At 36.6% G+C, this 24,843-nt stretch carries 33 protein-coding genes; 6 read left to right on the top strand and 27 right to left on the bottom strand.

Translation table 11 applies throughout. The annotated features are described in order from the left end of the window. Positions 1 to 16: 16 nt before the first annotated feature. The 25 genes from secY to rpsL all read right to left on the bottom strand — a co-directional run bounded on the left by secY (position 17) and on the right by rpsL (position 13,763). Positions 17 to 1,360: a preprotein translocase subunit SecY gene (gene secY / locus BZG01_RS02110; RefSeq protein ID WP_101308171.1), complete on the bottom strand. Its 1,344-nt coding sequence runs from the start codon at positions 1,358 to 1,360 to the stop codon at positions 17 to 19. 8 nt (positions 1,361 to 1,368) lie between these two features. After that, positions 1,369 to 1,815: a 50S ribosomal protein L15 gene (gene rplO, locus BZG01_RS02105; RefSeq protein WP_101308170.1), complete on the bottom strand. Its 447-nt coding sequence runs from the start codon at positions 1,813 to 1,815 to the stop codon at positions 1,369 to 1,371. 29 nt (positions 1,816 to 1,844) lie between these two features. Beyond that, positions 1,845 to 2,021: a 50S ribosomal protein L30 gene (gene rpmD, locus BZG01_RS02100; protein ID WP_096428430.1), complete on the bottom strand. Its 177-nt coding sequence runs from the start codon at positions 2,019 to 2,021 to the stop codon at positions 1,845 to 1,847. An 11-nt stretch (positions 2,022 to 2,032) separates the two neighbouring features. After that, positions 2,033 to 2,545 (bottom strand): 30S ribosomal protein S5, encoded by a 513-nt coding sequence (gene rpsE, locus BZG01_RS02095; RefSeq protein WP_101259634.1) that lies wholly within the window; start codon positions 2,543 to 2,545, stop codon positions 2,033 to 2,035. Between the two features lie 5 nt (positions 2,546 to 2,550). Then, complete coding sequence (gene rplR / locus BZG01_RS02090; protein ID WP_101308169.1) at positions 2,551 to 2,907, bottom strand: 50S ribosomal protein L18; 357 nt, start codon at positions 2,905 to 2,907, stop codon at positions 2,551 to 2,553. A gap of 19 nt (positions 2,908 to 2,926) precedes the next feature. Continuing rightward, on the bottom strand, positions 2,927 to 3,481 hold the full coding sequence (rplF, locus tag BZG01_RS02085; RefSeq protein ID WP_101308168.1) for a 50S ribosomal protein L6: 555 nt from the start codon (positions 3,479 to 3,481) through the stop codon (positions 2,927 to 2,929). Positions 3,482 to 3,496: 15 nt separating this feature from the next. Then, positions 3,497 to 3,892, bottom strand: a complete 396-nt coding sequence (gene rpsH, locus BZG01_RS02080; RefSeq protein WP_101308167.1) for a 30S ribosomal protein S8 — start codon at positions 3,890 to 3,892, stop codon at positions 3,497 to 3,499. A 72-nt stretch (positions 3,893 to 3,964) separates the two neighbouring features. After that, entirely contained in the window at positions 3,965 to 4,234 is a 270-nt protein-coding gene (gene rpsN, locus BZG01_RS02075) for a 30S ribosomal protein S14 (RefSeq protein ID WP_101308166.1), read from the bottom strand. A gap of 4 nt (positions 4,235 to 4,238) precedes the next feature. Further along, entirely contained in the window at positions 4,239 to 4,793 is a 555-nt protein-coding gene (gene rplE, locus BZG01_RS02070) for a 50S ribosomal protein L5 (RefSeq protein WP_101308165.1), read from the bottom strand. Next, positions 4,793 to 5,116, bottom strand: a complete 324-nt coding sequence (rplX, locus tag BZG01_RS02065) for a 50S ribosomal protein L24 (RefSeq protein ID WP_101308164.1) — start codon at positions 5,114 to 5,116, stop codon at positions 4,793 to 4,795. Before rplX ends, rplE begins: the two co-directional genes overlap by 1 nt. Before the next feature lie 19 nt (positions 5,117 to 5,135). Further along, the gene (gene rplN / locus BZG01_RS02060; protein ID WP_101308163.1) at positions 5,136 to 5,501 is read right to left on the bottom strand and encodes a 50S ribosomal protein L14; all 366 of its coding nucleotides are present in this window, start codon (positions 5,499 to 5,501) and stop codon (positions 5,136 to 5,138) included. A 2-nt stretch (positions 5,502 to 5,503) separates the two neighbouring features. Further along, positions 5,504 to 5,758, bottom strand: a complete 255-nt coding sequence (gene rpsQ / locus BZG01_RS02055; protein WP_101259642.1) for a 30S ribosomal protein S17 — start codon at positions 5,756 to 5,758, stop codon at positions 5,504 to 5,506. A 6-nt stretch (positions 5,759 to 5,764) separates the two neighbouring features. Beyond that, positions 5,765 to 5,962 (bottom strand): 50S ribosomal protein L29, encoded by a 198-nt coding sequence (rpmC, locus tag BZG01_RS02050; RefSeq protein ID WP_101308162.1) that lies wholly within the window; start codon positions 5,960 to 5,962, stop codon positions 5,765 to 5,767. A gap of 2 nt (positions 5,963 to 5,964) precedes the next feature. After that, a complete protein-coding gene (rplP, locus tag BZG01_RS02045) occupies positions 5,965 to 6,396 on the bottom strand; it encodes a 50S ribosomal protein L16 (protein WP_101308161.1) in 432 nt (143 codons plus the stop codon). Between the two features lie 26 nt (positions 6,397 to 6,422). Then, positions 6,423 to 7,133, bottom strand: coding sequence for a 30S ribosomal protein S3 (gene rpsC / locus BZG01_RS02040; protein ID WP_101308160.1), 711 nt, complete (start codon positions 7,131 to 7,133; stop codon positions 6,423 to 6,425). Positions 7,134 to 7,138: 5 nt separating this feature from the next. Further along, entirely contained in the window at positions 7,139 to 7,558 is a 420-nt protein-coding gene (gene rplV, locus BZG01_RS02035) for a 50S ribosomal protein L22 (protein WP_101259646.1), read from the bottom strand. Between the two features lie 40 nt (positions 7,559 to 7,598). Next, on the bottom strand, positions 7,599 to 7,868 hold the full coding sequence (gene rpsS, locus BZG01_RS02030) for a 30S ribosomal protein S19 (protein ID WP_101308159.1): 270 nt from the start codon (positions 7,866 to 7,868) through the stop codon (positions 7,599 to 7,601). Between the two features lie 18 nt (positions 7,869 to 7,886). Next, complete coding sequence (gene rplB, locus BZG01_RS02025; RefSeq protein ID WP_101308158.1) at positions 7,887 to 8,711, bottom strand: 50S ribosomal protein L2; 825 nt, start codon at positions 8,709 to 8,711, stop codon at positions 7,887 to 7,889. A gap of 7 nt (positions 8,712 to 8,718) precedes the next feature. Further along, positions 8,719 to 9,009 (bottom strand): 50S ribosomal protein L23, encoded by a 291-nt coding sequence (gene rplW / locus BZG01_RS02020; protein WP_101308157.1) that lies wholly within the window; start codon positions 9,007 to 9,009, stop codon positions 8,719 to 8,721. Positions 9,010 to 9,018: 9 nt separating this feature from the next. Continuing rightward, the gene (gene rplD, locus BZG01_RS02015; RefSeq protein WP_101308156.1) at positions 9,019 to 9,651 is read right to left on the bottom strand and encodes a 50S ribosomal protein L4; all 633 of its coding nucleotides are present in this window, start codon (positions 9,649 to 9,651) and stop codon (positions 9,019 to 9,021) included. Next, on the bottom strand, positions 9,651 to 10,268 hold the full coding sequence (gene rplC / locus BZG01_RS02010) for a 50S ribosomal protein L3 (protein WP_101308155.1): 618 nt from the start codon (positions 10,266 to 10,268) through the stop codon (positions 9,651 to 9,653). The genes rplD and rplC overlap by 1 nt, the downstream gene beginning before the upstream one ends. Before the next feature lie 37 nt (positions 10,269 to 10,305). After that, positions 10,306 to 10,611 (bottom strand): 30S ribosomal protein S10, encoded by a 306-nt coding sequence (gene rpsJ / locus BZG01_RS02005; RefSeq protein ID WP_096428449.1) that lies wholly within the window; start codon positions 10,609 to 10,611, stop codon positions 10,306 to 10,308. Between the two features lie 24 nt (positions 10,612 to 10,635). Further along, positions 10,636 to 12,750, bottom strand: coding sequence for an elongation factor G (gene fusA, locus BZG01_RS02000; RefSeq protein WP_101308154.1), 2,115 nt, complete (start codon positions 12,748 to 12,750; stop codon positions 10,636 to 10,638). Positions 12,751 to 12,776: 26 nt separating this feature from the next. Continuing rightward, positions 12,777 to 13,253 carry a 30S ribosomal protein S7 gene (gene rpsG / locus BZG01_RS01995; protein ID WP_101308153.1) on the bottom strand — a complete coding sequence of 159 codons (477 nt, stop codon included), beginning with the start codon at positions 13,251 to 13,253 and terminating at the stop codon, positions 12,777 to 12,779. A gap of 129 nt (positions 13,254 to 13,382) precedes the next feature. Then, on the bottom strand, positions 13,383 to 13,763 hold the full coding sequence (rpsL, locus tag BZG01_RS01990; RefSeq protein ID WP_101259654.1) for a 30S ribosomal protein S12: 381 nt from the start codon (positions 13,761 to 13,763) through the stop codon (positions 13,383 to 13,385). 409 nt (positions 13,764 to 14,172) lie between these two features. On the opposite strand from rpsL, the gene BZG01_RS01985 reads away from it, so the two are divergent. Then, a complete protein-coding gene (locus BZG01_RS01985) occupies positions 14,173 to 16,329 on the top strand; it encodes an elongation factor G (RefSeq protein WP_101308152.1) in 2,157 nt (718 codons plus the stop codon). A 57-nt stretch (positions 16,330 to 16,386) separates the two neighbouring features. On the opposite strand, the gene BZG01_RS01980 is transcribed toward BZG01_RS01985, so the two are convergent. Continuing rightward, positions 16,387 to 17,685 carry a T9SS type B sorting domain-containing protein gene (locus tag BZG01_RS01980; protein ID WP_180327175.1) on the bottom strand — a complete coding sequence of 433 codons (1,299 nt, stop codon included), beginning with the start codon at positions 17,683 to 17,685 and terminating at the stop codon, positions 16,387 to 16,389. Between the two features lie 323 nt (positions 17,686 to 18,008). On the opposite strand from BZG01_RS01980, the gene BZG01_RS01975 reads away from it, so the two are divergent. From BZG01_RS01975 to BZG01_RS01960, 4 genes are all read left to right on the top strand, one after another. Next, positions 18,009 to 20,327 carry an ATP-dependent helicase gene (locus BZG01_RS01975; RefSeq protein ID WP_101308150.1) on the top strand — a complete coding sequence of 773 codons (2,319 nt, stop codon included), beginning with the start codon at positions 18,009 to 18,011 and terminating at the stop codon, positions 20,325 to 20,327. A 267-nt stretch (positions 20,328 to 20,594) separates the two neighbouring features. After that, entirely contained in the window at positions 20,595 to 21,239 is a 645-nt protein-coding gene (locus BZG01_RS01970; protein WP_101308149.1) for a DUF4290 domain-containing protein, read from the top strand. 114 nt (positions 21,240 to 21,353) lie between these two features. Further along, positions 21,354 to 22,664, top strand: coding sequence for a UDP-N-acetylglucosamine 1-carboxyvinyltransferase (gene murA, locus BZG01_RS01965; RefSeq protein ID WP_101308148.1), 1,311 nt, complete (start codon positions 21,354 to 21,356; stop codon positions 22,662 to 22,664). Positions 22,665 to 22,745: 81 nt separating this feature from the next. Beyond that, positions 22,746 to 23,294 carry a peroxiredoxin family protein gene (locus BZG01_RS01960; protein ID WP_101308147.1) on the top strand — a complete coding sequence of 183 codons (549 nt, stop codon included), beginning with the start codon at positions 22,746 to 22,748 and terminating at the stop codon, positions 23,292 to 23,294. Between the two features lie 154 nt (positions 23,295 to 23,448). Here BZG01_RS01960 and BZG01_RS01955 read toward each other — a convergent pair whose 3' ends face one another. Next, positions 23,449 to 23,892 (bottom strand): hypothetical protein, encoded by a 444-nt coding sequence (locus BZG01_RS01955; protein WP_101308146.1) that lies wholly within the window; start codon positions 23,890 to 23,892, stop codon positions 23,449 to 23,451. A gap of 320 nt (positions 23,893 to 24,212) precedes the next feature. Between BZG01_RS01955 and BZG01_RS01950 the strand changes: the two genes are divergently transcribed. Further along, positions 24,213 to 24,827 (top strand): nucleotide exchange factor GrpE, encoded by a 615-nt coding sequence (locus tag BZG01_RS01950; RefSeq protein ID WP_101308145.1) that lies wholly within the window; start codon positions 24,213 to 24,215, stop codon positions 24,825 to 24,827. Positions 24,828 to 24,843: the final 16 nt, after the last annotated feature.

The raw sequence follows: 24,843 nt of genomic DNA, 5'->3' as shown, positions 1-24,843 counted from the left end.
AGAAAGCAAAAATATTTTAATAAGCAGCAGCTCCTCCCGGAGATTTACCTTTTATTCTACCAGACTTCATTAATCCATCATAGTGACGCATCAAAAGATGACTCTCTATTTGCTGTAAAGTATCCAATACAACTCCAACTAAAATCAATAAAGAAGTTCCGCCATAAAAATGTGCAAATTGATTATTTACTCCGGCAATCATTGCGAATGCAGGCAAAATTGCAACCAAACCTAAAAATATAGATCCTGGCAAAGTTATTCTAGACATTACAGTATCTAAAAAATCGATTGTTTTCTTACCAGGCTTAATTCCCGGAATAAATCCACCGTTCTTTTTCATATCCTCGGCCATTTGCGTTGGATTTACTGTAATTGCAGTATAGAAATAAGTAAATAATACAATCATTACAAAGAATAAAGCATTGTAGTAAAATCCAGTAAAATTGGATAAAGCTGCAGCTACTCCAGTTAACGCATCTGAACTGGCATAGTTAACAAACGCCATTGGCAAAAACATAATTGCCTGAGCAAAAATGATTGGCATTACACCAGCAGCATTCACTTTTAAAGGAATGTACTGGCGAACACCACCATATTGTTTGTTTCCTACGATTCGTTTTGCATACTGTACAGGTATCTTTCTTGTTCCCTGAACTAACAAAATTGTTGCTGCAAAAACAAGGAATAAAACTACGATCTCTAAAACCAATAGAATTAAACCTCCTCCTTGACCTTCAATTTTTGAAAGCAATTCTGCAAAGAATGAGAATGGTAATCTTGCAATAATACCGATCATAATAATGATGGAAATACCGTTACCAATTCCTTTATCGGTAATCTTTTCTCCCAACCACATAATGAACATTGATCCTGCTGCAAGAATCATCACAGAAGACACCGTAAATAATGTACCTTTAAGAATAAAGGCTGTTTCAGGCAATTGTGAATGTAAGTTTAATAGATATCCTGGTGCTTGAAGTACAAGAATTATAACTGTTAGATACCTTGTAATCTGGTTGATTTTACGAGTACCGCTTTCTCCCTCTTTCTGTAACTTCTGAAAATAAGGAACCGCAATTCCCATTAACTGAATTACAATAGAAGCCGAGATATAAGGCATGATTCCTAAAGCGAAGATTGATGCATTCGAAAATGCTCCTCCTGAAAACATATCTAATAATCCCAAAACTCCGTCTTGAGTTTGCGTTTTTAACGCGCCTAACTGTGCAGGGTCTACCCCTGGCAAAACTACCATGGTACCTAAACGATACACTAACACAAGACCGAGAGTAGTTAAGATTCTAGATCTTAAATCCTCAATCTTCCAGATGTTCTTCAATGTTTCTATTAAACCTTTCATATCTAAACTTACAATTTAACAACTGTTCCTTCGACTGCTTCAATCGCGGCAATAGCCGATTTTGAGAATGCGTGAGCTTTTACTTCCAGCTTCGCAGTAATAGTTCCATGTCCTAAAATCTTAACATTGTCGTTCTTTGACACCATACCTGCTGCCATCAAAACTTCCTGGTCGATTGTAGTAATGTTATTCTTTTCTGCTAAGGCCTGTAAAACTTCAACATTAATAGCTTTGTATTCTTTTCTATTAACGTTTTTAAATCCAAACTTAGGAACTCTTCGTTGTAAAGGCATTTGACCACCTTCGAAACCAACTTTTTTAGAGTATCCAGATCTTGACTTCGCACCCTTATGTCCTCTGGTTGAAGTTCCTCCTCTTCCAGATCCTTGTCCGCGACCAATTCTTTTTGAAGTCTTGGTTGATCCTTCTGCGGGTTTTAAGTTACTTAAGTCCATATCTATTTAATACTAAATATTAACAATAATTATTCTACAACGGAAACAAGGTGTTGTACTTTAGCCACCATACCTTTAATCTGAGGTGTAGCTTCATGTTCAACAGTTGCATTGATCTTGTTTAATCCCAATGCTTCCAAGGTTTTCTTTTGGCGATCAGTGCTTCCAATTTTGCTCTTTACCTGAGTAATTTTAATCTTAGCCATTTCCTTATTTGTTAACCGTTAAACACTTTATCTAATGATACACCTCTGTGTTCAGCAACGGTATGAGCATCTCTTAATTCAGCCAATGCACCAATTGTCGCTTTTACAAGGTTATGTGGGTTTGATGAGCCTTTTGATTTAGCAAGTACATCGGTTACACCAACACTCTCCAATACAGCACGCATAGCACCACCAGCTTTTACTCCGGTACCATGAGAAGCAGGCTTAATGAAAACCTCTGCTCCGCCAAATCGTGAAAGTTGCTCGTGAGGAATAGTTCCTTTATAAACCGGCACTTTGATTAAATTTTTCTTAGCTGCATCAACACCTTTTGAAATAGCAGTGGTTACTTCGTTTGCTTTACCAAGTCCCCAACCTACTAATCCATTTTCATTTCCTACAACAACAATTGCAGAAAAGCTGAAGGTTCTACCCCCCTTTGTTACTTTTGTAACACGATTAATAGCTACAAGCCTATCTTTAAGATCTGCATCGCTAGTTTTAATGTTTTTATTATCTGCCATAATTATTAAAATTTAAGGCCACTATTACGAGCAGCGTCCGCTAAAGATTTAATTCTACCATGGTATAGATAACCATTTCTATCGAATACAACACTAGTAATACCGGCTGCAACTGCTTTTTCAGCAATTGCTTTACCTACTAGCTCAGCTTGTTCAAGCTTAGTTGTAGTTTTCTCAGCGATTTCCTTAATCAAAGAGGAAGTTGCAACTATAGTTTGTCCTGATAAATCATCAATAATTTGTACTGAAATCTGCTTGTTAGAGCGAAAAACTGACATTCTAGGTCTTTCAGCAGTTCCAGCAATTGACTTACGAATTCTTCTTTTAATTCTAAGTCTTCTATCTTGCTTAGTTAAAGCCATAATTTACTGTTTTAAGAAATTATTTACCCGCAGATTTACCAGCTTTTCTTCTTAGCTGTTCACCAACAAATTTAACACCTTTACCTTTATATGGTTCAGGTTTTCTGAATGATCTGATTTTAGCCGCTACCTGACCAATAAGTTGCTTATCACAACTCTCTAATGTGATGATCGGGTTTGCACGCTTTTCAGTTACAGCGGTAACATTTACCTCTGGAGCAATTTCCATGTGGATAAGGTGAGAATAACCTAAAGCTAATTCCAAAATCTGACCATTTGAAGTAGCACGGAATCCCACACCTACAAGTTCTTGCTGCAATTTATAACCTTCAGCAACACCAAATACCATGTTGTTCATCAACGAGCGATACAAGCCATGCATGGCTTTGTGTCTTTTTTGCTCTGATGGACGTTCCAATACTACAGTATTTTCTTCAACAGATACCTTGATGTCAACATCAATTTGTTGTGTTAATTCACCTTTAGGCCCTTTAACTGTTACTGAATTATCTTTATTCACCGTTACGCTTACTCCTGCAGGCAAATTGATAGGTAATTTTCCAATTCGTGACATTTCTATCCTCCTTTATTAATAAACGTAACACAATATTTCGCCACCAACGTTTTTCTGACGAGCTTCCTTATCAGTCATTACTCCTTGCGAAGTAGAGAGAATTGCAATTCCCAAACCGTTTAGTACACGTGGTAATTCAGCCGCTCCACAATATTTTCTCAAACCAGGCTTACTCACCCTTTTAAGATTTTTGATCGCGGAAATTTTTGTCTCAGGATTATATTTCAAAGCAATTTTAATTGTGCCTTGAACTCCGTCATCAACAAACTTGTAATTAAGGATATAACCTTTATCCTTAAGAATTTTTGTCATTTCTTTTTTCACGTTAGACGCAGGTACGTCAACCACTTTGTGATTGGCCATAATCCCGTTTCTTAGACGTGTAAGAAAATCTGCTATTGGATCTGTCATTTTAAAAAAATTAAATTGATCCCGATTGCTCGGGACAATATTTAACAAAATTGTTTTTACAAACTAATCTGCTTACCAACTTGCCTTCTTAATACCTGGAATTAATCCTGAAGAAGCCATTTCACGAAAAGTAATACGACTAATACCGAATTGTCTCATGTATCCTTTAGGACGACCAGTAAGTTTACATCTGTTATGCAATCTTACAGGAGAAGAATTTTTTGGCAAACGACTAAGTCCGATGTAATCGCCTTCCTCCTTAAGTTGAGCTCTTTTTGCTGCGTATTTTTCAACAAGCTTTTGACGCTTAACTTCGCGAGCTTTCATTGATTCTTTAGCCATCGTCTTATTTTTTTAGGTTTTTAAATGGTAAGCCAAACTCCTTTAATAAAGCAAAAGCTTCCTCATCAGTTTTAGCAGTTGTAACGAAGGTAATATTCATACCCATTATTTTGTTTACTTCATCCAAAACAATTTCTGGGAAAATAATTTGTTCTTCGATACCTAAGGTATAGTTTCCTCTACCATCAAGTTTACCGTTAATACCTTTAAAGTCACGGATACGAGGCAAAGCAACACGCACTAATTTCTCAAGAAATTCGTACATACGCTCACGACGTAAAGTTACAGTTGTACCAACCGGCATCCCTTTACGAAGTTTAAAGTTCGAAATATCTTTCGAAGAAAGAGTTTGAACTGCCTTCTGACCAGTGATAGAAGTCATTTCGTTTACCGAAAATTCCAAAATCTTCTTATCAGCAATAGCCGAACCAACACCCTGATTAATAACTATTTTCGTTAATTTAGGTGCTTGCATTACAGATTTGTAGCTAAATTCCTTCATTAAAGAAGGAATCACTTCTTCTGTATATTGTTTTTTAAGAGTAGGTATATAGCTCATTACTTAATCTCCTCCCCTGACTTTTTAGAATATCTAACTAATTTATTGTCATCACCCAAACGTCTACCAACACGGGTAGCCTTTCCGGTTGAAGCATCTTTCACATTCAAATTAGAAATGTGAATTCCTGCCTCCTTTTTAACAATACCGCCCTGAGGATTTTCAGCATTAGGCTTAGTATGTTTAGAAATCATATTAGCTCCTTCAACAATTGCTCGTTGCTTATCTACTAATACTTCTAATACTTTACCTTCTATACCTTTAGATTCCCCTGAGTTTACAATAACGGTATCACCTTTTTTAATATGTAACTTTTTTCGCATTGTTCTAGGTTTTCAAAGATTATAAAACTTCTGGTGCCAGAGAAACGATCTTCATATCAGTATCACGTAATTCTCTTGCAACAGGTCCAAAAATACGGGTTCCTCTCATTTCACCAGTTGTATTCAATAATACACATGCGTTATCATCGAAGCGAATATAGGATCCGTCTGGTCTTCTAATCTCTTTTTTGGTGCGAACAACGACCGCTTTTGTAACTGTTCCTTTTTTCATATCGGAACCGGCTATAGCATTCTTTACGGTAACAACAATTTTGTCCCCAATCGAAGCATAACGCTTTTTAGTACCGCCCAACACACGGATACAAAGAACTTCTTTGGCTCCGCTGTTATCAGCAACTATTAGTCTACTTTCTGTTTGTATCATGTTTACTTAGCTCTTTCAATAATTTCAACTAATCTCCAACTCTTGTTTTTACTAATAGGTCGGGTTTCCATGATTTTTACGGTATCACCTTCATTACAGGTGTTTTCTTCGTCATGAGCAGTGAATTTCTTCGACTTGTTCACAAACTTGCCGTAAATTGGGTGCTTCTCTTTGGTATGCACAACAATAGTTATGGATTTCTCCATTTTATTGCTTACCACAACCCCGATACGTTCTTTTCTAAGATTTCTTTCCATCACTTTTTACTTATCAGTTAATTGCCTGTGACGCAACTCAGTTACAAGTCTAGCAATGTTACGTCGGGTTACCTTTATTTGCAAAGGATTTTCCAAAGGTGAAATAGCGTGATTTAGCTTGAATCGAGTTAATGTAGATCTTTCAAGATCTACCTTTTCTACTATTTCCGGTGTTGTTAACTCTTTAATTTCTGAATTCTTCATGATTAATCATTTGAATTTTCAACATAATCACGTCTTACGACAAATTTGGTAGTTACAGGTAATTTTTGAGCTGCTAAACGTAGTGCTTCTTTAGCAACTTCGAAAGGTACCCCTTCGCATTCGAATAACATTCTTCCTGGCGATACAGGAGCAACGAATCCTTCTGGTGAACCTTTACCTTTACCCATACGAACCTCAGCAGGTTTCTTAGTGATTGGTTTATCTGGAAAAATTCTAATCCAGATTTGACCTTGTCTTTGCATATATCGGGTTACTGCCACACGAGCAGCTTCAATTTGACGACCAGTGATCCACTTAGTTTCAAGTGATTTGATCCCAAAAGATCCGAATGCTAATTCAGTACCGCGACCGGCATTGCCTTTGATTCGTCCCTTTTGTTGTCTCCTAAATTTTGTCCTTTTTGGTTGTAACATCGTACTAATTCTTTAAAATTTAAAGACTACTTCTTTTTTCTTCTATTAAAACCACCTTTTCCTTTTGGAGCTCTTCCATCACGCATTCCTGCGTTAGGGGTTAAGTCACGCTTACCGTAAACTTCACCTTTACAGATCCAAACTTTGATACCTAGCAAACCGTAAGTTGTTAAAGCTTCGGCTAAACAATAATCGATATCAGCTCTTAAGGTGTGCAGCGGTGTACGTCCTTCTTTGTACATTTCTGAACGAGCCATTTCAGCACCGTTCAAACGACCAGAAATCTGTATTTTTATTCCCTCTGCACCCATTCTCATAGTAGAAGCAATAGCCATCTTAATTGCACGACGATAGGCGATACGACCTTCAATTTGACGAGCAATGTTATTAGCAACGATTACTGCATCCATTTCCGGACGCTTAATTTCAAAGATGTTAATTTGTACCTCTTTGTCAGTAATCTTCTTCAACTCTTCTTTCAGCTTATCAACTTCCTGACCACCTTTTCCGATAATAATACCCGGACGTGCAGTGTTAACAGTAATAGTGATCAACTTTAGAGTTCTTTCGATGATGATTTTAGAAATACTTGCTTTTGCTAAACGAGCATTTAGGTATTTTCTAATTTTGGTATCTTCAACAAGCTTATCGCCGTAGTTTTTTCCGCCAAACCAGTTAGAATCCCATCCTCTGATGATTCCTAGTCTATTTCCGATTGGATTTACTTTTTGTCCCATTCTAACTATTGTTTAGTACTATCGGCTTCAGCTGTTTTGCTGCCCAACAATATAGTTACATGATTTGATCTCTTCTTTATTCTATGTGCTCTTCCCTGAGGGGCAGGTCTTAAACGTTTAAGGATTCTCGCTGAATCTACGCTAATTTCTTTAACGTATAATGCGCTTTCCTCAATTCTTTGCCCTTCATTCTTAGCCTGCCAATTGGCAATAGCTGAAAGCAATAGTTTTTCTACGCGATTTGATGCCTCCTTCGGACTGAAACGAAGTACATCTAAAGCTCGGTTCACCTCCATACCTCTTACCATATCGGTAACCAGTCTCATTTTGCGAGGTGAAGTAGGAACATTTCTCAAGCTAGCAAATGCTTTGCTCTTGTTTTCCTCCTTTATTTGGTTTGCTTTTATTCTTTTTCTTGCACCCATTTTTACAAATTCAAAATGTTAATTAAAACCAATGACATGCTTATCTTTTTTTCTTGTCAGCATGTCCTCTAAAAGTACGAGTTGGTGCAAATTCACCTAATTTATGTCCTACCATGTTTTCAGTAACATAAACAGGAATGAATTTGTTTCCGTTGTGCACGGCGATCGTATGACCTACGAAATCCGGAGAGATCATTGAACGTCTTGACCAGGTTTTAACAACTGTTTTTTTCCCTGATTCGTTTTGTCCCAACACTCGTCTTTCCAGCTTGAAATCGATAAAAGGTCCTTTTTTTAATGAACGACTCATAACAATCTAATTATCAAATTATTTTTTCCTTCTTTCAACAATATACTTATTAGAAGCATTCTTTTTAGCTCTGGTTTTGAAACCTTTTGCTAAAACACCTGTTCTAGAACGTGGATGTCCACCTGAAGATTTACCTTCACCACCACCCATTGGGTGATCTACTGGATTCATTACCACACCACGAACTCTAGGTCTTCTTCCCAACCAACGAGTACGTCCGGCTTTACCACTTCTTTCTAACGCATGGTCAGTATTAGAAACAGTTCCGATAGTAGCCTTACAGGTTACAAGAATCATTCTAACTTCACTAGAAGGCAATTTGATAGATGCATACTTACCATCTCGTGCTACGAGTTGGGCATATGCACCAGCGCTACGAGCCATCACTGCACCTTGAGAGGGTCTTAATTCAATATTATGAATTATTGTACCTAATGGGATATCAGATAATGGCATTGAATTTCCGATTTCAGGAGCTATTTTATTTCCAGAAAGCAAAGACTGACCAACTTCCAATCCATTTGGTGCGACGATGTAACGTTTCTCACCATCTGCATACACTAGCAAAGCTATGCGCGCAGTACGGTTTGGATCGTACTCAATCGAAACCACTTTGGCAGGAACGCCATCTTTGTCTCTTTTGAAATCAATAACTCGATATCTTCTTTTGTGACCACCACCTATATATCTCATTGTCATCTTACCGGAGTTATTTCTACCACCGGTTTTTTTCATTGGTCTTAACAATGATTTTTCAGGTTTGTCTGTAGTAACCTGCTCAAAGGTGTTAAGAATCTTATGCCTTTGACCAGGAGTTACAGGTCTTAATTTACGTACAGCCATTTTCTAATTAAATATTGCTATAAAAATCTATTTTATCCCCATCAACTAAAGTAACGATCGCTTTCTTAAAAGAAGCAGTTCTTCCTTCAATTGCACCAGCTTTAGTAAAACGGCTCTTCTTCTTACCCTGATAATTCATGGTATTGACTGCCGCTACCTTAACGTTGTACATTGATTCAATTGCCTTTTTAATTTCGATCTTCTTCGCTCTGCGATCCACGACAAATCCAAAGCAATTTAATTTTTCGCTTTGGGCTGTCATCTTCTCGGTAACGATCGGTTTGATTAAAATTTCCATCTTTTAAACTTAATTTAGTTTAAACATTTCATCGAGCCCTTTTACGGAGCTCTCTACAAATAACAAAGCTGAAGCTTTCATAATATCGTAAGTTGCAAGATCAGAAACACGTACAACTTCAACATTCTTCAAATTACGAGAAGACAAATATATGTTTTTATTGTCTTCGGCTAACACCAAAAGTACTTTTTTATCAGATACTTTCAGGTTTTTTTGAAGTTCAACAAAACTTTTTGTCTTAACAGCTTCAAAATTGAAATCTTCGATAATTAACAAACCATCATTTTGAGCTTTTAAACTTAAAGCTGAACGACGAGCTAATTGCTTTAATTTCTTATTCAATTTGAAACTATAGTTTCTTGGACGTGGACCGAATACTCGTCCTCCCCCTCTGAACACAGGCGATTTAATGCTACCCGCACGAGCTGTACCAGTACCTTTTTGTTTCTTTATTTTCTTAGTACTACCTGAGATCTCAGCTCTTTCTTTCGATTTGTGAGTTCCCTGACGTTGGTTAGCTAAATATTGCTTAACATCTAGGTAAATAGCGTGTTCGTTTGGTTCAATTGCAAAAACCGAGTCGTTCAACTCAATTTTTCTGCCTGTATCTTCTCCAGATTTATTTAAAATAGTTAATTCCATTACTTTTCAATAATTACGTATGAACCTTTAGACCCTGGAAGAGATCCTTTAACTAATAATAAGTTGTTCTCAGGAATAACCTTAAGAACCTGAAGGTTTTCCACCTTCACAGTGTCCCCACCCATACGTCCGGCCATTCTCATGCCTTTAAATACGCGAGCTGGGTAAGATGCAGCACCAATAGAACCTGGAGCACGCAAACGGTTATGCTGACCGTGTGTCTGTCCTCCTACTCCGCCAAAACCATGACGTTTCACTACCCCTTGAAAACCTTTACCTTTTGATATACCTGTGATATCTACAAAAGTAGACTCCTCGATAATATCAATTGTAATAACATCTCCTAACTTGTACTCAGCTCCGAAATCGTCGAATTCAACAAGTTTTTTCTTAGGGGTTGTATTTGCCTTTTTAAAGTGCCCATCTAGCGCCTTCGTTGTTCGCTTTTCTTTCTTTTCGTCGAAAGCCAACTGAAGTGCTTCGTAACCATCAGTTTCAATAGTTTTGATCTGGGTTACAACACATGGACCTGCCTCAATGACAGTGCATGGAATATTTTTTCCCTCGGCACTGTAAACGGAAGTCATTCCGATTTTTTTTCCAATTAATCCTGGCATTTTTCTTTATTTTTTAAAAAATAAATCTAACAGTTTATCAAACTTTAATCTCTACCTCAACTCCACTAGGCAACTCTAGTTTCATTAGAGCATCAATTGTACTTGCAGTAGAACTGTAAATATCAATCAGACGTTTGAATGAAGAAAGTTGAAACTGCTCTCTTGATTTCTTGTTCACGAAAGTTGAACGAAGAACGGTAAAAATTCTTTTGTGAGTTGGAAGTGGAATAGGACCACTTACTACTGCACCTGTAGCCTTAACTGTCTTAACGATTTTCTCAGCCGAGTTATCAACCAAGTTGTGATCGTAAGATTTCAGTTTAATTCTAATTTTTTGGCTCATATTATTTAATATTATACGATAAAACTATAGTAATTCAACTTTACCCTTGGCTTTCTCAACCACTTCTTTTGCAATACCTTTTGGCACCTCAGCAAAATGATCAAATTCCATAGAAGAATTTGCTCGACCAGAGGATAAGGTTCTCAATACAGTAACGTATCCAAATTGCTCTGACAATGGCACTGTAGCATTAACAACGCGTGCTCCATGCTTAGACTCCATTCCTTCAATCTGACCTCTACGTTTATTCAAGTCACCAATGATATCACCCATATATTCTTCTGGTGTGATAACTTCAATTTTCATGATTGGCTCAAGAAGTACCGGTTTCGCTTTACCACAAGCTTCTCTGTATCCTTGCTTTGCTGCCAATTCAAACGAAAGCTGATCAGAATCCACAGGATGGAAAGATCCGTCAAGCAATTCAACTTTTAATGAATCAACAGTATAACCTGCCAACACACCATTTTTCATTGCTTCTTTGAAACCTTTTTGTACAGATGGAATAAATTCCTTAGGGATATTACCACCTTTAACTTTGTCTACAAACTGTAATCCTTCTCCTTCAAAATCGGCATCCACTGGAGACAAGTTGAAAATAATATCAGCAAATTTACCACGACCACCAGACTGTTTCTTAAATACCTGACGGTGATTAACAGTTCCGGTAATAGCTTCTTTGTATGCAACCTGAGGCGCACCTTGATTACACTCTACTTTGAATTCACGCTTCAAACGGTCAACGATGATATCCAAGTGAAGTTCACCCATACCAGAAATAACAGTTTGTCCTGATTCTTCGTCAGTTTTCACATGGAAAGTTGGATCTTCTTCAGCTAATTTAGCCAATGCCATACCCATTTTATCAAGATCTTTCTGAGTTAAAGGCTCAATAGCAATACCAATTACCGGCTCTGGAAAATCCATCGATTCAAGCTCGATTGAAGTTTCTTTTTGACACAATGTATCACCTGTTCTAATATCTTTAAACCCAACACATGCACAAATATCACCAGCTTCTACACGATCAATCGCATTTTGCTTGTTTGAGTGCATTTGATATAAACGCGAAATACGTTCTTTGTTACCTGTTCTAACATTATAAACGTAAGAACCAGCATCAATAGATCCAGAATACAAACGAGTAAAAGCCAAACGACCTACAAATGGATCGGTAGCAATTTTAAATGCCAAAGCAGCCAAAGGCTCGTCAACAGAAGGTTGTCTTGAAACTACTTCATCTGTTCCCGGAACTTTACCAACAATAGCATCAACATCTAAAGGAGATGGCAAGAATGTAATAACAGCATCCAACAAACGCTGAACACCTTTATTTTTAAATGCCGAACCACACAACATTGGAACAATATCCATAGCGATAGTAGCTTTGCGAATCACATTTAAAAGCTCCTGCTCAGTAATAGAATCAGGATCTTCAAAGAAACGCTCCATCATATCTTCATCATGCACTGCAACAGCCTCTACAAGTGTTTCTCTCCACTCATTAGCTTCTTCAACTAAGTAGTCAGGAATATCCTCTAATGTATAATTAGTTCCGTTCTCGTCATCATACCAAATAACAGCTTTCATTGCGATCAAATCAACCACACCTTTAAAACTTTCTTCAGTTCCGATAGGAATTTGAACAGGAATTGGATTTGCTCCCAATTTCTCTCTTACCTCACGAACAGCCTTGTAAAAATCAGCACCTGAACGGTCCATTTTATTTACAAAACCCATACGTGGTACTTTATATTTATCAGCTTGTCTCCAAACTGTTTCTGATTGTGCCTCAACACCACCAACTGCACAAAAACATGCAACAGCTCCATCCAATACACGCAATGATCGCTCTACCTCAACGGTAAAATCAACGTGACCTGGAGTATCAATAATATTTACCTGATACTTTTCGCTGTCGTAATTCCAAAAACAGGTAGTTGCAGCAGAAGTAATTGTAATACCTCTCTCTTGCTCTTGCTCCATCCAGTCCATTGTTGCTGCACCATCATGCACCTCACCAATTTTGTGAGAAACTCCGGTATAATACAAAATACGCTCAGTAGTCGTTGTTTTACCGGCGTCGATGTGCGCCATGATACCAATATTTCTGGTGAATTTTAAATCTCTCTTTGCCATATTCTTTAAGAATCGCTTAACAGTTATTAAAATCTAAAGTGAGCAAAAGCACGGTTAGCTTCAGCCATTCTATGTGTATCTTCTTTCTTCTTGTAAGCTCCACCTTCTTCATTGTATCCACCAAGAATTTCTGCAGACAATTTTTCAGCCATAGATTTACCAGATCTTTTGCGTGCAAAAAGAATCATACTTTTAATAGCGATTGAAACTTTTCTTTCAGGACGAATCTCTGTAGGAACTTGAAAAGTTGCTCCACCTACGCGTCGGCTCTTAACCTCTACTGCTGGAGTAATGTTTTCCAAAGCTTTTTTCCAAATCTCAAGTGGAGATTTTTCCAGCTTTTCTGTTTTCGTTTTAACGATTTCTAAAGCATCATAAAACACTTTAAAGGAAAGGTTTTTCTTTCCATCAATCATTAAGTCATTCACAAATCTTGTTACCAAAACATCATTAAACTTTGGATCCGGTAATAAGATTCTCTTTTTTGGTCTTGACTTTCTCATTTTCTCTTAGTTTACGAGTTATCCGTTGTAGCTGCCTGGTTCAGTCTTCAAAAATCTCACGATCATTTACTCAACTTAATAGAGAACAACACATAAACATTAACTCACAGTTTTAAAAACTAGAATTAATTACTTTTTAGCTTTAGGTCTCTTAGTACCATACTTAGAACGACGTTGTTTACGACCTTCTACCCCTGAAGCATCAAGAGCACCACGAACAAGGTGATATCTTACCCCTGGAAGATCTTTCACACGACCACCTCTAATCAAAACGATCGAGTGTTCCTGTAAGTTGTGTCCTTCTCCTGGAATGTAAGCATTCACTTCTTTTCCGTTAGTCAATCTAACACGGGCAACTTTACGCATAGCCGAGTTAGGCTTCTTAGGTGTAGTCGTATACACACGGACACAAACCCCTCTCCTCTGTGGACAAGAATCCAATGCCGGAGCCTTGCTTTTATCGATAAGCTTGGTTCTTCCTTTTCTAACTAACTGTTGAATTGTAGGCATATTAACAATTACTTTTTTAATTAAATATTTTTAACAATTTGGTTTGCAAAGGTATTATTTATTTTATAAAATCAGCAATTCAGCCATGTAATTTTATAAAACCCCTTTAAATCAGCGCACAAAGGTAAGAAAAGCCTTTAGAAAAGACAAGTTATTCTCTATCAAAAAAATAAGCTGTTTGAGTTTATTAAAAAAAGAGTCGTGTCTTCCAGTAAAATCAAGGAGTAAAAGTTAAAAATACGATCAAAATTTATGGATGTCAATTTTTTATGTCCAAGATCCCTTAATGTATATTGTATCTAACTAAAAAGTTAATTAATTTAGAAAACCTTATAAGTAAAAATGAAGTTTTATCAACTTCAAACCCAAAATAAATACATTTTTTTCAAACCCAAAAAAAAATACCATTATGAAAGTGTATCAATCAAATGAAATTAAAAACATCGCCCTCATTGGCAATGCCGGCTCGGGTAAAACTACCCTTGCTGAAGCAATGTTATTTGAAGGCGGTGTTATTACAAGACGCGGAAACGTGGAAGATAATAACACCGTTTCTGATTACAACCCTGTAGAACACGAATATGAGAACTCTGTTTTTTCAACAGTTCTTTACACTGAGTGGTTAGGAAAGAAGATTAATTTTATTGATACTCCCGGCGCAGATGATTTTTCCGGAGGAGTAATTTCAGCCCTCAACGTTGTTGATACAGGTTTAATGCTTATCAATGCTTTAAATGGTGTTGAAGTTGGCACAGAGATAATAGGCCGCAGAGCCGCAGCTTTAAATAAGCCCTTGATATTTGTTGTTAATCAACTCGATCATGACAAAGCTAATTTTGAACTATGCATTGAATCAGCCAAAACTAATTTTGGCAGTAAAGTTTCAATCGTACAATATCCCGTAAACGTTGGCGTAAATTTTAATGCTCTTATTGATGTACTAAAAATGAAAATGTACCAATGGGGTCCTGACGGCGGGGAACCGGAAATACTTCCGATACCGGACTCTGAAATTGATAAAGCCAATGAACTGCATAACGAGCTTGTTGAATCAGCCGCAGAAAACGATGAAGACTTGATGGAACTTTTTTTTGAAAAAGGAACTTTGACAGAAGATGAAATGCGAACCGGAATGAAGAAAGGAATGATCGCGTGTGATTTCTTTCCTGTTTTCTGTGTTTCAGCCAAAAAAGATATGGGCGTAAGACGATTAATGGAATTTATTGGAAATATTGTTCCATTTGTAACAGAAATGCCTGCCATACCAACAGTAAGCGGAAGAGAAGCAAAATGCGACCCTAATGCACCAACTTCAGTTTTCGTATTTAAAACATCCATTGAGCCCCACATTGGAGAAGTAAGTTACTTTAAAGTTATATCAGGAAGAATTAAAGAAGGTGACGACTTAATCAATATAAACAACAATATAAAAGAGAGAGTCTCTCAATTGTACATTATCGCAGGCAGAAACAGAGAGAGAGTTAGTGAGCTTGTTGCAGGCGACATTGGCGCAACTGTAAAATTGAAAAACACGAAAAACAATCATACATTAAATTGTAAAGATTGTGATTTTGTATATAAGGACATCCAATTTCCTGAACCAAAGTACAGAACCGCTGTAAAAGCTAAAGATGAAGCTGATGATGAGAAACTGGGAGAACTTCTTCATAGAATGCACGAAGAAGACCCTACTATTACAATAGAATATTCAAAAGAACTAAAGCAAATCATATTACACGGACAGGGCGAATTCCATATGAACACTCTTAAATGGAGATTAAGTCACAACGATCATCTGGAAATTGAGTTCCTAACTCCTAAGATTCCTTATAGAGAGACAATCACCAAACTTGCCCAGGCAGATTACCGCCATAAAAAGCAATCCGGAGGTTCTGGTCAATTTGGAGAAGTACACATGCTTATTGAGCCATATACTGAAGGGATGCCTGATCCTGTAATGTATAAGATCGATGGGAAAGAAATGAAAGTAAACCTGCGTGGCACCGAAGTTACCAAACTGAATTGGGGTGGAAAATTAGTGTTCTGCAACTGTATTGTTGGTGGTGCTATAGACACACGGTTCCTTCCGGCCATTCAGAAAGGAATAATGGAAAAAATGGATGAAGGCCCGCTTACAGGATCTTATGCCAGGGATATCCGTGTGGTTGTTTATGATGGAAAGATGCACGCGGTTGATTCAAATGAAATTTCGTTTAGATTAGCAGGCCGACATGCTTTTAGCGCCGCCTTTAAAAATGCAGGGCCAAAAATACTTGAACCTATATATAATATTGAAGTATTGGTGCCTGAAGATCGAATGGGCGATGTGATGAGTGATTTACAATCTCGTCGGGCAATGATTATGGGAATGGAAGCTGAAAAAGGATTTCAAAAAATCCTGGCTAAAGTACCTTTAAAGGAAATGAACAAATACTCTACTACGTTGAGTTCTTTAACCAGAGGTCGAGCTCAATTCACCATGAAATTTGACACCTACGAAAAAGTTCCAAACGAAGTTCAGGTTGAACTTTTAGCAGCCTACCAAGAAGAAACTGCTGAAGCATAACAAAGAAAAGGCTTCGCATGAGGCCTTTTTTCTATTTATAATTTATATTTCAATATTCTATTTTCTGATCAACATAAAAGATCCTTTTTTAGTATATTTCTTTTTTTGTTCTTCTCTGCCCGTTGCTGTTATCACATAAAAGTAGGTTCCCGGAGTTGCCCATTTACCATTGATTTTTCCATTCCAGCCTTCATCAGGGTTTTTCCACGAGAACACAACCCTTCCCCATCTGTTGATAATTGTTCCACTAAAACTTTTTAAGGATTGCGATTTCACTCTAAAAATATCATTCCTACCATCTCCATTAGGTGTAAACACATTAGGCACCTGCACCAAAGAAGTATCCACTACAATTGGTGTTCCTTCTGCTTTAAAATTAAATTCGTCGATACATGTTCCATCCACATTTTCTGACGAAGCTATTAATTTTACGAAATAATTTCCCGGATGCAAATAAGTGTAAGCAATAGGCCCCTCATCTGTAATTATTCCATCAACAAGAAGACTATCCTCTACATTGGCAGCATCTGCAATACGATCAAAATCCTGATAAATGAACCATTCAAAATCATCAGCATTCACAGATTCGTTTGTGAACTCTACTTCCAAAGGAGCTTCCCCAGCCTTTGGCTTAACAGTAAATTCCGCTTTTACAACGTACGTTTCAGAGGATATCATTGAGGACACGTAATCTCTTCCACATTCATCGGTAACTGTCAAGACATAATTTTTCTTTCCTTCAAAAGCTTCACCATCAAAGAAACTCTTTACTGAACCATCATAATCAATCAAAGGAGTTCGTTGAACACTTAAACCTTCACGCGTCAATTCAAACACATAAGTTGCTGGAAGTAATATTTCATCTTTCGTTGTAATATCCTGATATTTTAACTGAATAACACCAAACGATGAGTTGAAGAATATACCTGCACAATCTCTTCGCGAAAGACTAAAATTTGGCTGTTGAGAACTTGCCAATCTATTCAACACCCATGCCTGATCATTAAAAGAATTAACTCCATTCGTAGCTTCAACTTTATACAATCCATCAGGCAAATTTGTCAATATTGATTCTGTAGAAGTATCAACCGAAGGAATCGGTATTGCAAAAGTGCCTGTTCCCGAATCCCATTTCGTCCATGTAAAAGTCCAACCTGAGGTTCCATCATTAGAGACTGCTTTTAATTCACCAACACCGGCACCTATATTGTCACAAAAGACAAAAATATCATCCTGTGGTGAACTCGCATACTGAGTTACTGAGCTGTAGGTTGCTGTTGGTGCAGTAATCTGCGAGAAAATCGGATTGGACAAAATTGCAAATATCACAAGAAGTGAACAGCGAAAAATTGTCATCGAATCTATTAAGTTGGACTTAATTCTCATAGTGATGTATGAATAGTTTTATGATATATCTGGAATTACAATATTAAAAAAATTAAGCCGTTTTTTCTATTATTAAACAATTATCTTTATCTGCAAAATACATACTAAGAGATAAACAGAACCAAGAAAAGGCTTTAGTAAGACCCTTGACAATACCTCTTTAGAATCCTGGTTTACTTCACACTAAATGCTTTTTATGGATTTAATTATGGAGTAATATTCAAAAAAAAGACGAAAGTTACGGTTCAAATATTATTTTTGAGCTTCGAAATAATTGGAAAGATAGAAATAGAATGGAATATTTAAATGAATTAAATCCAGTACAACGAGAAGCCGTTGAGAATATTAATGGAGCATCACTGGTTATTGCCGGAGCCGGGTCGGGCAAAACAAGGGTGTTAACTTATCGGATTGCCCATCTTCTAAATCAGAAAATTCCTGCCTACTCTATTTTAGCTTTAACTTTTACCAATAAAGCTGCACGGGAAATGAAAGAAAGGATCGGGAATCTTGTCGATCAACAGCAGTCTCAATCGCTTTGGATGGGAACTTTTCACTCTATATTTTCGAAAATATTACGATACGAAGCCGAGCATTTGGGTTTTGATTCTAATTTTACGATTTACGATACTCAGGATTCGCGCAATCTGCTTCGAGCTATTATAAGAGAAATGCAGCTTGATGATAAAGTATATAAGGCAAATGAAGTTTTGAACCGAATATCATCAGCTAAAAATAATTTGGTTACTGCAAATGCTTATTCTCAAAACGCCGGCATTCAAAAAATTGACTCGAGCAATCGCCGGCCGCTAATTTTTGAAATTTACAAAAAATACAGTCAGCGGTGCCGGCAAGCCAATGCAATGGATTTTGATGATCTTTTATTGCAGACCAATATTCTTTTTAAATCCAAACCAGAAATATTAGCCAAGTACCAAAACAAATTTAAATACGTTTTGGTTGATGAGTATCAGGATACCAATTACTCTCAATATTTAATTGTAAAAAAGCTTGCCGATAATCATAAAAATGTATGTGTTGTTGGTGATGATGCCCAGAGTATCTATTCTTTTCGAGGTGCGAAAATTGAAAACATACTCAATTTCAAAAACGACTATCCTAATTACAAGCTTTATAAATTAGAGCAGAATTACAGATCGACACAAAATATTGTAAATGCCGCCAATAGTGTTATTCACAAAAACCGCGATCAGATAAAAAAAATATCTTTTTCGGAAAACGAAGAAGGAGAAAAAATAAAAGTTGTTAAAGCACTTACCGATCACGAAGAAGGGTATATTGTTGCCAATGCAATTTACGAAGAAAGAATGCGCGAGCATCTTCAATATCAGGATTTTGCTATTCTATACAGAACAAATGCTCAATCGCGTATTTTTGAAGAATCACTACGCAAACTAAATTTGCCCTATAAAATATATGGCGGACTTTCCTTTTATCAGAGAAAAGAAATTAAGGATCTGCTTTCCTATTTCCGCATGACGGTAAACCCGAATGATGAAGAAGCAATCAAAAGGGTGATTAACTATCCTAAAAGAGGAATTGGAGATACTACCGTTAGCAAACTGCAGGATGCTGCCACCCAAAACGAGTGCAGTATTTGGGATGTGATTTGTGGTCTGAACCAAAGACCCTACGGAATCAACTCCGGGACCATCTCGAAACTGATGAAATTTGCAGCTTTAATTACTGATTTTCAGAAAAGACAAGATACAGACACGGCTATTGATCTGGCAAACTACATTGCAAAAACAACCGGTATTATTCAGGATCTTTATAATGACCGATCGCCTGAAGGAGTCTCCCGACATGAAAATATTCAGGAGCTGTTAAACGGGATTCAGGAATTTACGCAAAACTCTTTGGAAGAAGGCAACGAATTGCAATTGGCCAATTATCTGGAAGATGTTGCACTGTTAACCGATCAGGACAAGGATAAAGATGAAGATCGGAATAAAGTGACCTTAATGACCATTCACTCGGCAAAAGGTCTGGAGTTTTCGCATTTACATATTGTAGGGTTGGAAGAAGATTTGTTTCCTTCGCAGATGGCTACCAGCACGCAGCAGGAATTAGAAGAGGAACGCAGGCTGTTTTATGTTGCTTTAACCAGAGCCGAAACAAAAGTCACCTTATCGTTTGCCAAATCGAGATACAAATGGGGAAACATGAGTTATCCGCGACCAAGTCGTTTCATCAATGAAATTGATGAGAAATTTATGGATCTTCAATATGAATCGGAGCCCGATTTTTCCGGAGCCGGAAATGAAAACTTCCAAAGCAGAACCGATTCTGAAATCGTAAGTCAACCAAAAAGATTCGAAGCAAAACAAAGTTTCTCTGCCAAACCAAAACTAAATCAACCCATTATCCGTAATAATACAAGTAGTAGTCAGGCTAATGATCCTAATTTCATCCCTTCCAATCCGGAACAAATACAATCAGGTATGATTGTAGAGCATCAGCGCTTTGGCAAAGGGAAAGTTTTGCAAATGGAAGGAAGCAAACCAAACATCAAAGCAACCGTATTTTTTCAAAATGTGGGTCAAAAACAGTTACTGCTAAAATTCGCAAAACTTAAAATTGTAGGATAAATACGCTAACTATTTGTATTGAAAGAAGAAATCTGTTACATTTGCCTTGAGTTCTAAGATTTTCTGTAATTGTTTAGTTCATAAAAAACAATTCATTAAAGCTTCTTTTCTACTTCGTTTAGTAAAACCAGTGAAATCTTAGATTCTTCAGTAGTACTTATAACTATCTTCATTCTTTTTGTGCTATTGCGTTGCATTCTATCAAGTTTGCCAAATTACCTATCGTATAAAAAAAGTTATTACCAGATTAAAACAACAACAAAATAAATGGATTATAATTCAAGCAGGAAACATCTAATTCTTCCTGAATATGGACGAAATGTTCACAAAATGGTAGATTACGCCCTAACTGTTGAAGACAGGGCTCAGAGAAACCATGTGGTAAAAAGTATTATTGCCATTATGGGAAATATGTATCCTCACCTTAGAGATGTTAGTGATTTTAGGCACAAACTGTGGGATCATATAGCCATCATGTCTGATTTTAATTTAGACATCGACTCGCCTTACGAAGCTCCTACAAAGGAAAAGTTAGCTGAAAAACCTGATCGATTGCCTTACAGCACTAAAAGAATAAAATACCGCCATTATGGCCGTACGGTAGAAGTTTTAATTGCAAAAGCCATCGAACTTGAAGATCCGAAGGAAAAAGATGCTCTCATAATAATGATTGCCAATCACATGAAAAAATCATTCCTTAACTGGAATAAAGACAGTGTTCCTGACGAGAAAATATTTAAAGATCTGGTTGCATTATCAAAAGGGAAACTTGAAATTCCTGAGCGATTAAAATTAGCCGAAGTCAAAGAAAGGGAATTCGTTCAAAAAATTAAAAAGAAAAAAAATCCAAGAACTGATAATCGAAACGATAATAAAAACGATCATCGAAAGTTCAATAAACCAAGAGCATAAAACAAAAACCGGTTCCATACCGGTTTTTTTTATGTCAAGACCAGTCTACTTTCACTTTCCCAAACGTTTTTTATAATTATCTTTAGCCTTTATACACACCAAAAATAGCAGCCAATGAGCACTTTCGAAATTATTGGAGGTAAATCGTTAAAGGGAGAATTAACCCCGCAAGGGGCAAAAAATGAAGCCCTTCAGATTTTATGCGCCACTCTTTTAACTGAAGAAAAGGTAACCATCCATAATATACCAAACATACTAGATGTTAATAAGTTAATTGAATTGCTGTCGGAACTTGGAGTTAAGGTTAATCAGGAATCTAAAAACACTTATTCTTTCGAAGCAAAAAACATTAATCTTGACTATCTAAATTCTCCTGAATTCGCAAGCAAGGGATCATCATTAAGGGGTTCAATAATGATTATCGGTCCTTTATTGGCAAGATTTGGCAAAGGATATATTCCTCGCCCGGGCGGAGATAAAATAGGAAGACGACGTCTGGATACACACTTTTTAGGTTTTGAAAAATTAGGTGCCAAATTCAATTTTAATCAGGATGAAAATTTCTATCGTGTTGAAGCCAAAGAATTAAAAGGTTGCTATTTACTCCTCGACGAAGCTTCGGTTACAGGAACTGCAAACATTGTTATGGCCGCAGTAATGGCCAAAGGTACAACAACAATATACAACGCAGCCTGTGAACCTTACATACAGCAATTGTGTAAAATGCTGATATCGATGGGTGCAAAAATAAGTGGTGTTGGTTCAAATCTTTTATCGATTGAAGGAGTTACTTCTTTATGCGGATGTGAGCATAGAGTACTTCCGGATATGATTGAAATAGGCAGTTTTATTGGACTTGCGGTAATGACTAAATCCGAAATTACAATAAAAGATGTTGCCTATCACGAACTGGGGATGATTCCTGGTGCATTTAAACGTTTAGGTGTAAAAATGGAATTAAGAGGCGACGATATTTACATTCCAAAGCAGGAAAATTATCAAATCGAAACCTTTATTGACGGTTCAATTCTCACGATTGCAGATGCTCCCTGGCCAGGACTTACTCCGGATTTACTAAGTGTATTTCTTGTGGTAGCAACTCAAGCTAAAGGAAGCGTATTAATTCACCAAAAAATGTTCGAAAGTCGTTTGTTCTTTACGGATAAACTAATTGACATGGGAGCTCAAATCATTCTTTGCGATCCGCACAGAGCTACTGTTATTGGTTTAAATCAAAGACAGGGTTTACGACCAACAACAATGGTTTCGCCGGATATTAGAGCAGGTGTTGCCCTTCTTATTGCCGCACTTTCTGCCGATGGGAAAAGTACAATTCATAATATAGATCAGATAGACAGAGGTTACGAAAACATTGACCTGCGACTGAATGCAATTGGTGCCAGCATTAAAAGAATCAGTAATTAACTATTTATTAACATTTTAAATAAGGATATCTAATTAATTTAGAGAAATAGAAATTGTTAGTTACAGTTAAAATTTTGAGTTATGAAAAAAATAAAATTAGGCTTGATATTATTCTCCTTTCTTTTTTCTTTATCCGCTTTTGCCGGAACGTTAAAAACTACTGAAGGAAGAGATGTAAAAGAAGGCTATGAAATTGGGGATAAATTACCGGATATTACAGCAAAATCAATAGCCGGAAAAGACATAAAATTAAGCTCACTGGAAGGCAAATTGGTTTTAGTCGATTTTTGGGCTTCATGGTGCCCTCCTTGCCGTGCAGAAAACCCCAGAATTGTAAACGCATACAACAAATTTAAAGACGCAAGTTTTAAAAATGGGAAAGGCTTTACAATTTATAGTTTTTCTCTTGATACCAAACAAGCAAACTGGAAAGCTGCAGTAGCAAAAGATAAACTTGACTGGGATTATCACGTTAGTGAACTAAAGGGATGGCACTCTCCAACATCAAATAAATTTGGTATTAACTCTATCCCGTCCAACTTCTTAATCGATGGAAATGGAATTATTTTAGCGAAAAACCTAAGAGGTGAGAAATTAGAATTAATTCTTCAGTACTACCAAAAAAAGTAATAATCTTTAAAGATATAAAAGAGGGTGTCCAAAAAGTAAAGTTTTATTTGAAAATGTCCTGTTGAGCGAAGTCGAAACATCTGTTATTCAAAGATAAAGATTCTTCGACAAGCTCAGAATGACAATAAGATTGACCTTTTTGGACACCCTCTTTTCATTCCTGATATTTCATTAAAAACATCTTAATCCCTTCAGCACAGAAACCTTTACTTTCAATCCATTTAATCGCTTTATCCTCCCGACTAAACACATGAGTATTTAAATTTGTATCCCTCAAATAAAAAGAAAAGACATACGCCCTTACAATTTGTCCAAACTTAGGACTAACAATCACAGCATTATATTCAAACTTTAATTGATAGGTGAGCTTACGAATTGCATCATTTATTATCCGGGCTATTTCAGGTGATGATATAATTAAATCTCTCAAATCACAAACAGACGCCAGATCTTTGTAAGAATACTCTTCCAACATTTGATCAATTGCACTGGAAAAAAAATAAGCAGCCTCCTCATCCTGCATTCCCATAACTTTTAGATACGCTACATTTGAGTATACTCGAATACAAAAATCATCATTATCGATCACAATTTTCATTCCTGTAAATTTTCGGTTATTATCGCACTCTTATTTAACAGCCCAAAACCTAAATATAAGATTTCCAAAAGAATATCGAACAATTTATTTGAACAATGCCTTATTTTTAAATCCCGAACCCAAAACTCAAGATAAAGGCTTGCCGGTTAATAATTACAGCATACAACAAGACTCTCTCATCCGGCAAAAAAAGATAAAATTGAACAACTTATAATTACAAATTCTATCTTTGTGCCAATTTGTCGGAAGACAGCACATTGGCAGACTATTTGTATTTACTGCCGGGTAATAAAAACTAAAACGATAAAAATCATTGAAAAATGACAAAAGATAAAAGCAAATCAAACAAAGAAGAATTGAAAGATAAAGATATAGAAACTACTGAAAACCAAATAGTAGAAGAGACCTGTGAAAAGGAAGAATCAAAGATTGAAGAAAATAAGGATACGAAGAAAACCAAGAAATCTTCGAAAGAAAAAAAAGCAGACGAGCTTGCCGAATTAACAATCCAACTTCAGGAAATTAGTGACAAGTATGTACGTTTGTCAGCTGAATTTGACAACTACCGTAAAAGAACTTTAAAAGAGAAGATGGAACTGACCAAATCGGGCGGAGAAAAGATTCTTATCAATATTCTTCCTGTTATGGATAACTTCGAACGCGCCTTACAATCTATTGATGCAGCAAAAGACATTGATGCGATAAAAGATGGTGTTCATTTGATTTATGGCAATTTCAAAGAATTTGTTACTCAAAATGGAGTAAAAGAAATTGAAGCTGTAAATCAGGCTTTTGATACCGACATCCACGAGGCAATTACTAAAATCCCTGCTCCAACCAAGGAGTTGAAAGGAAAAGTTGTTGACTGTGTTGAAAAAGGATATTTCCTTCACGACAAGGTAATTCGTTTTGCCAAAGTTGTTGTAGGAGAATAAGGAAATTCAAAATCTA

Origin of the sequence: Labilibaculum manganireducens (genome assembly GCF_002843385.1) — a bacterium.
Taxonomy (GTDB): Bacteria; Bacteroidota; Bacteroidia; order Bacteroidales; family Marinifilaceae; genus Labilibaculum; species Labilibaculum manganireducens.
This window is presented reverse-complemented; position numbering and strand designations above follow the sequence as displayed.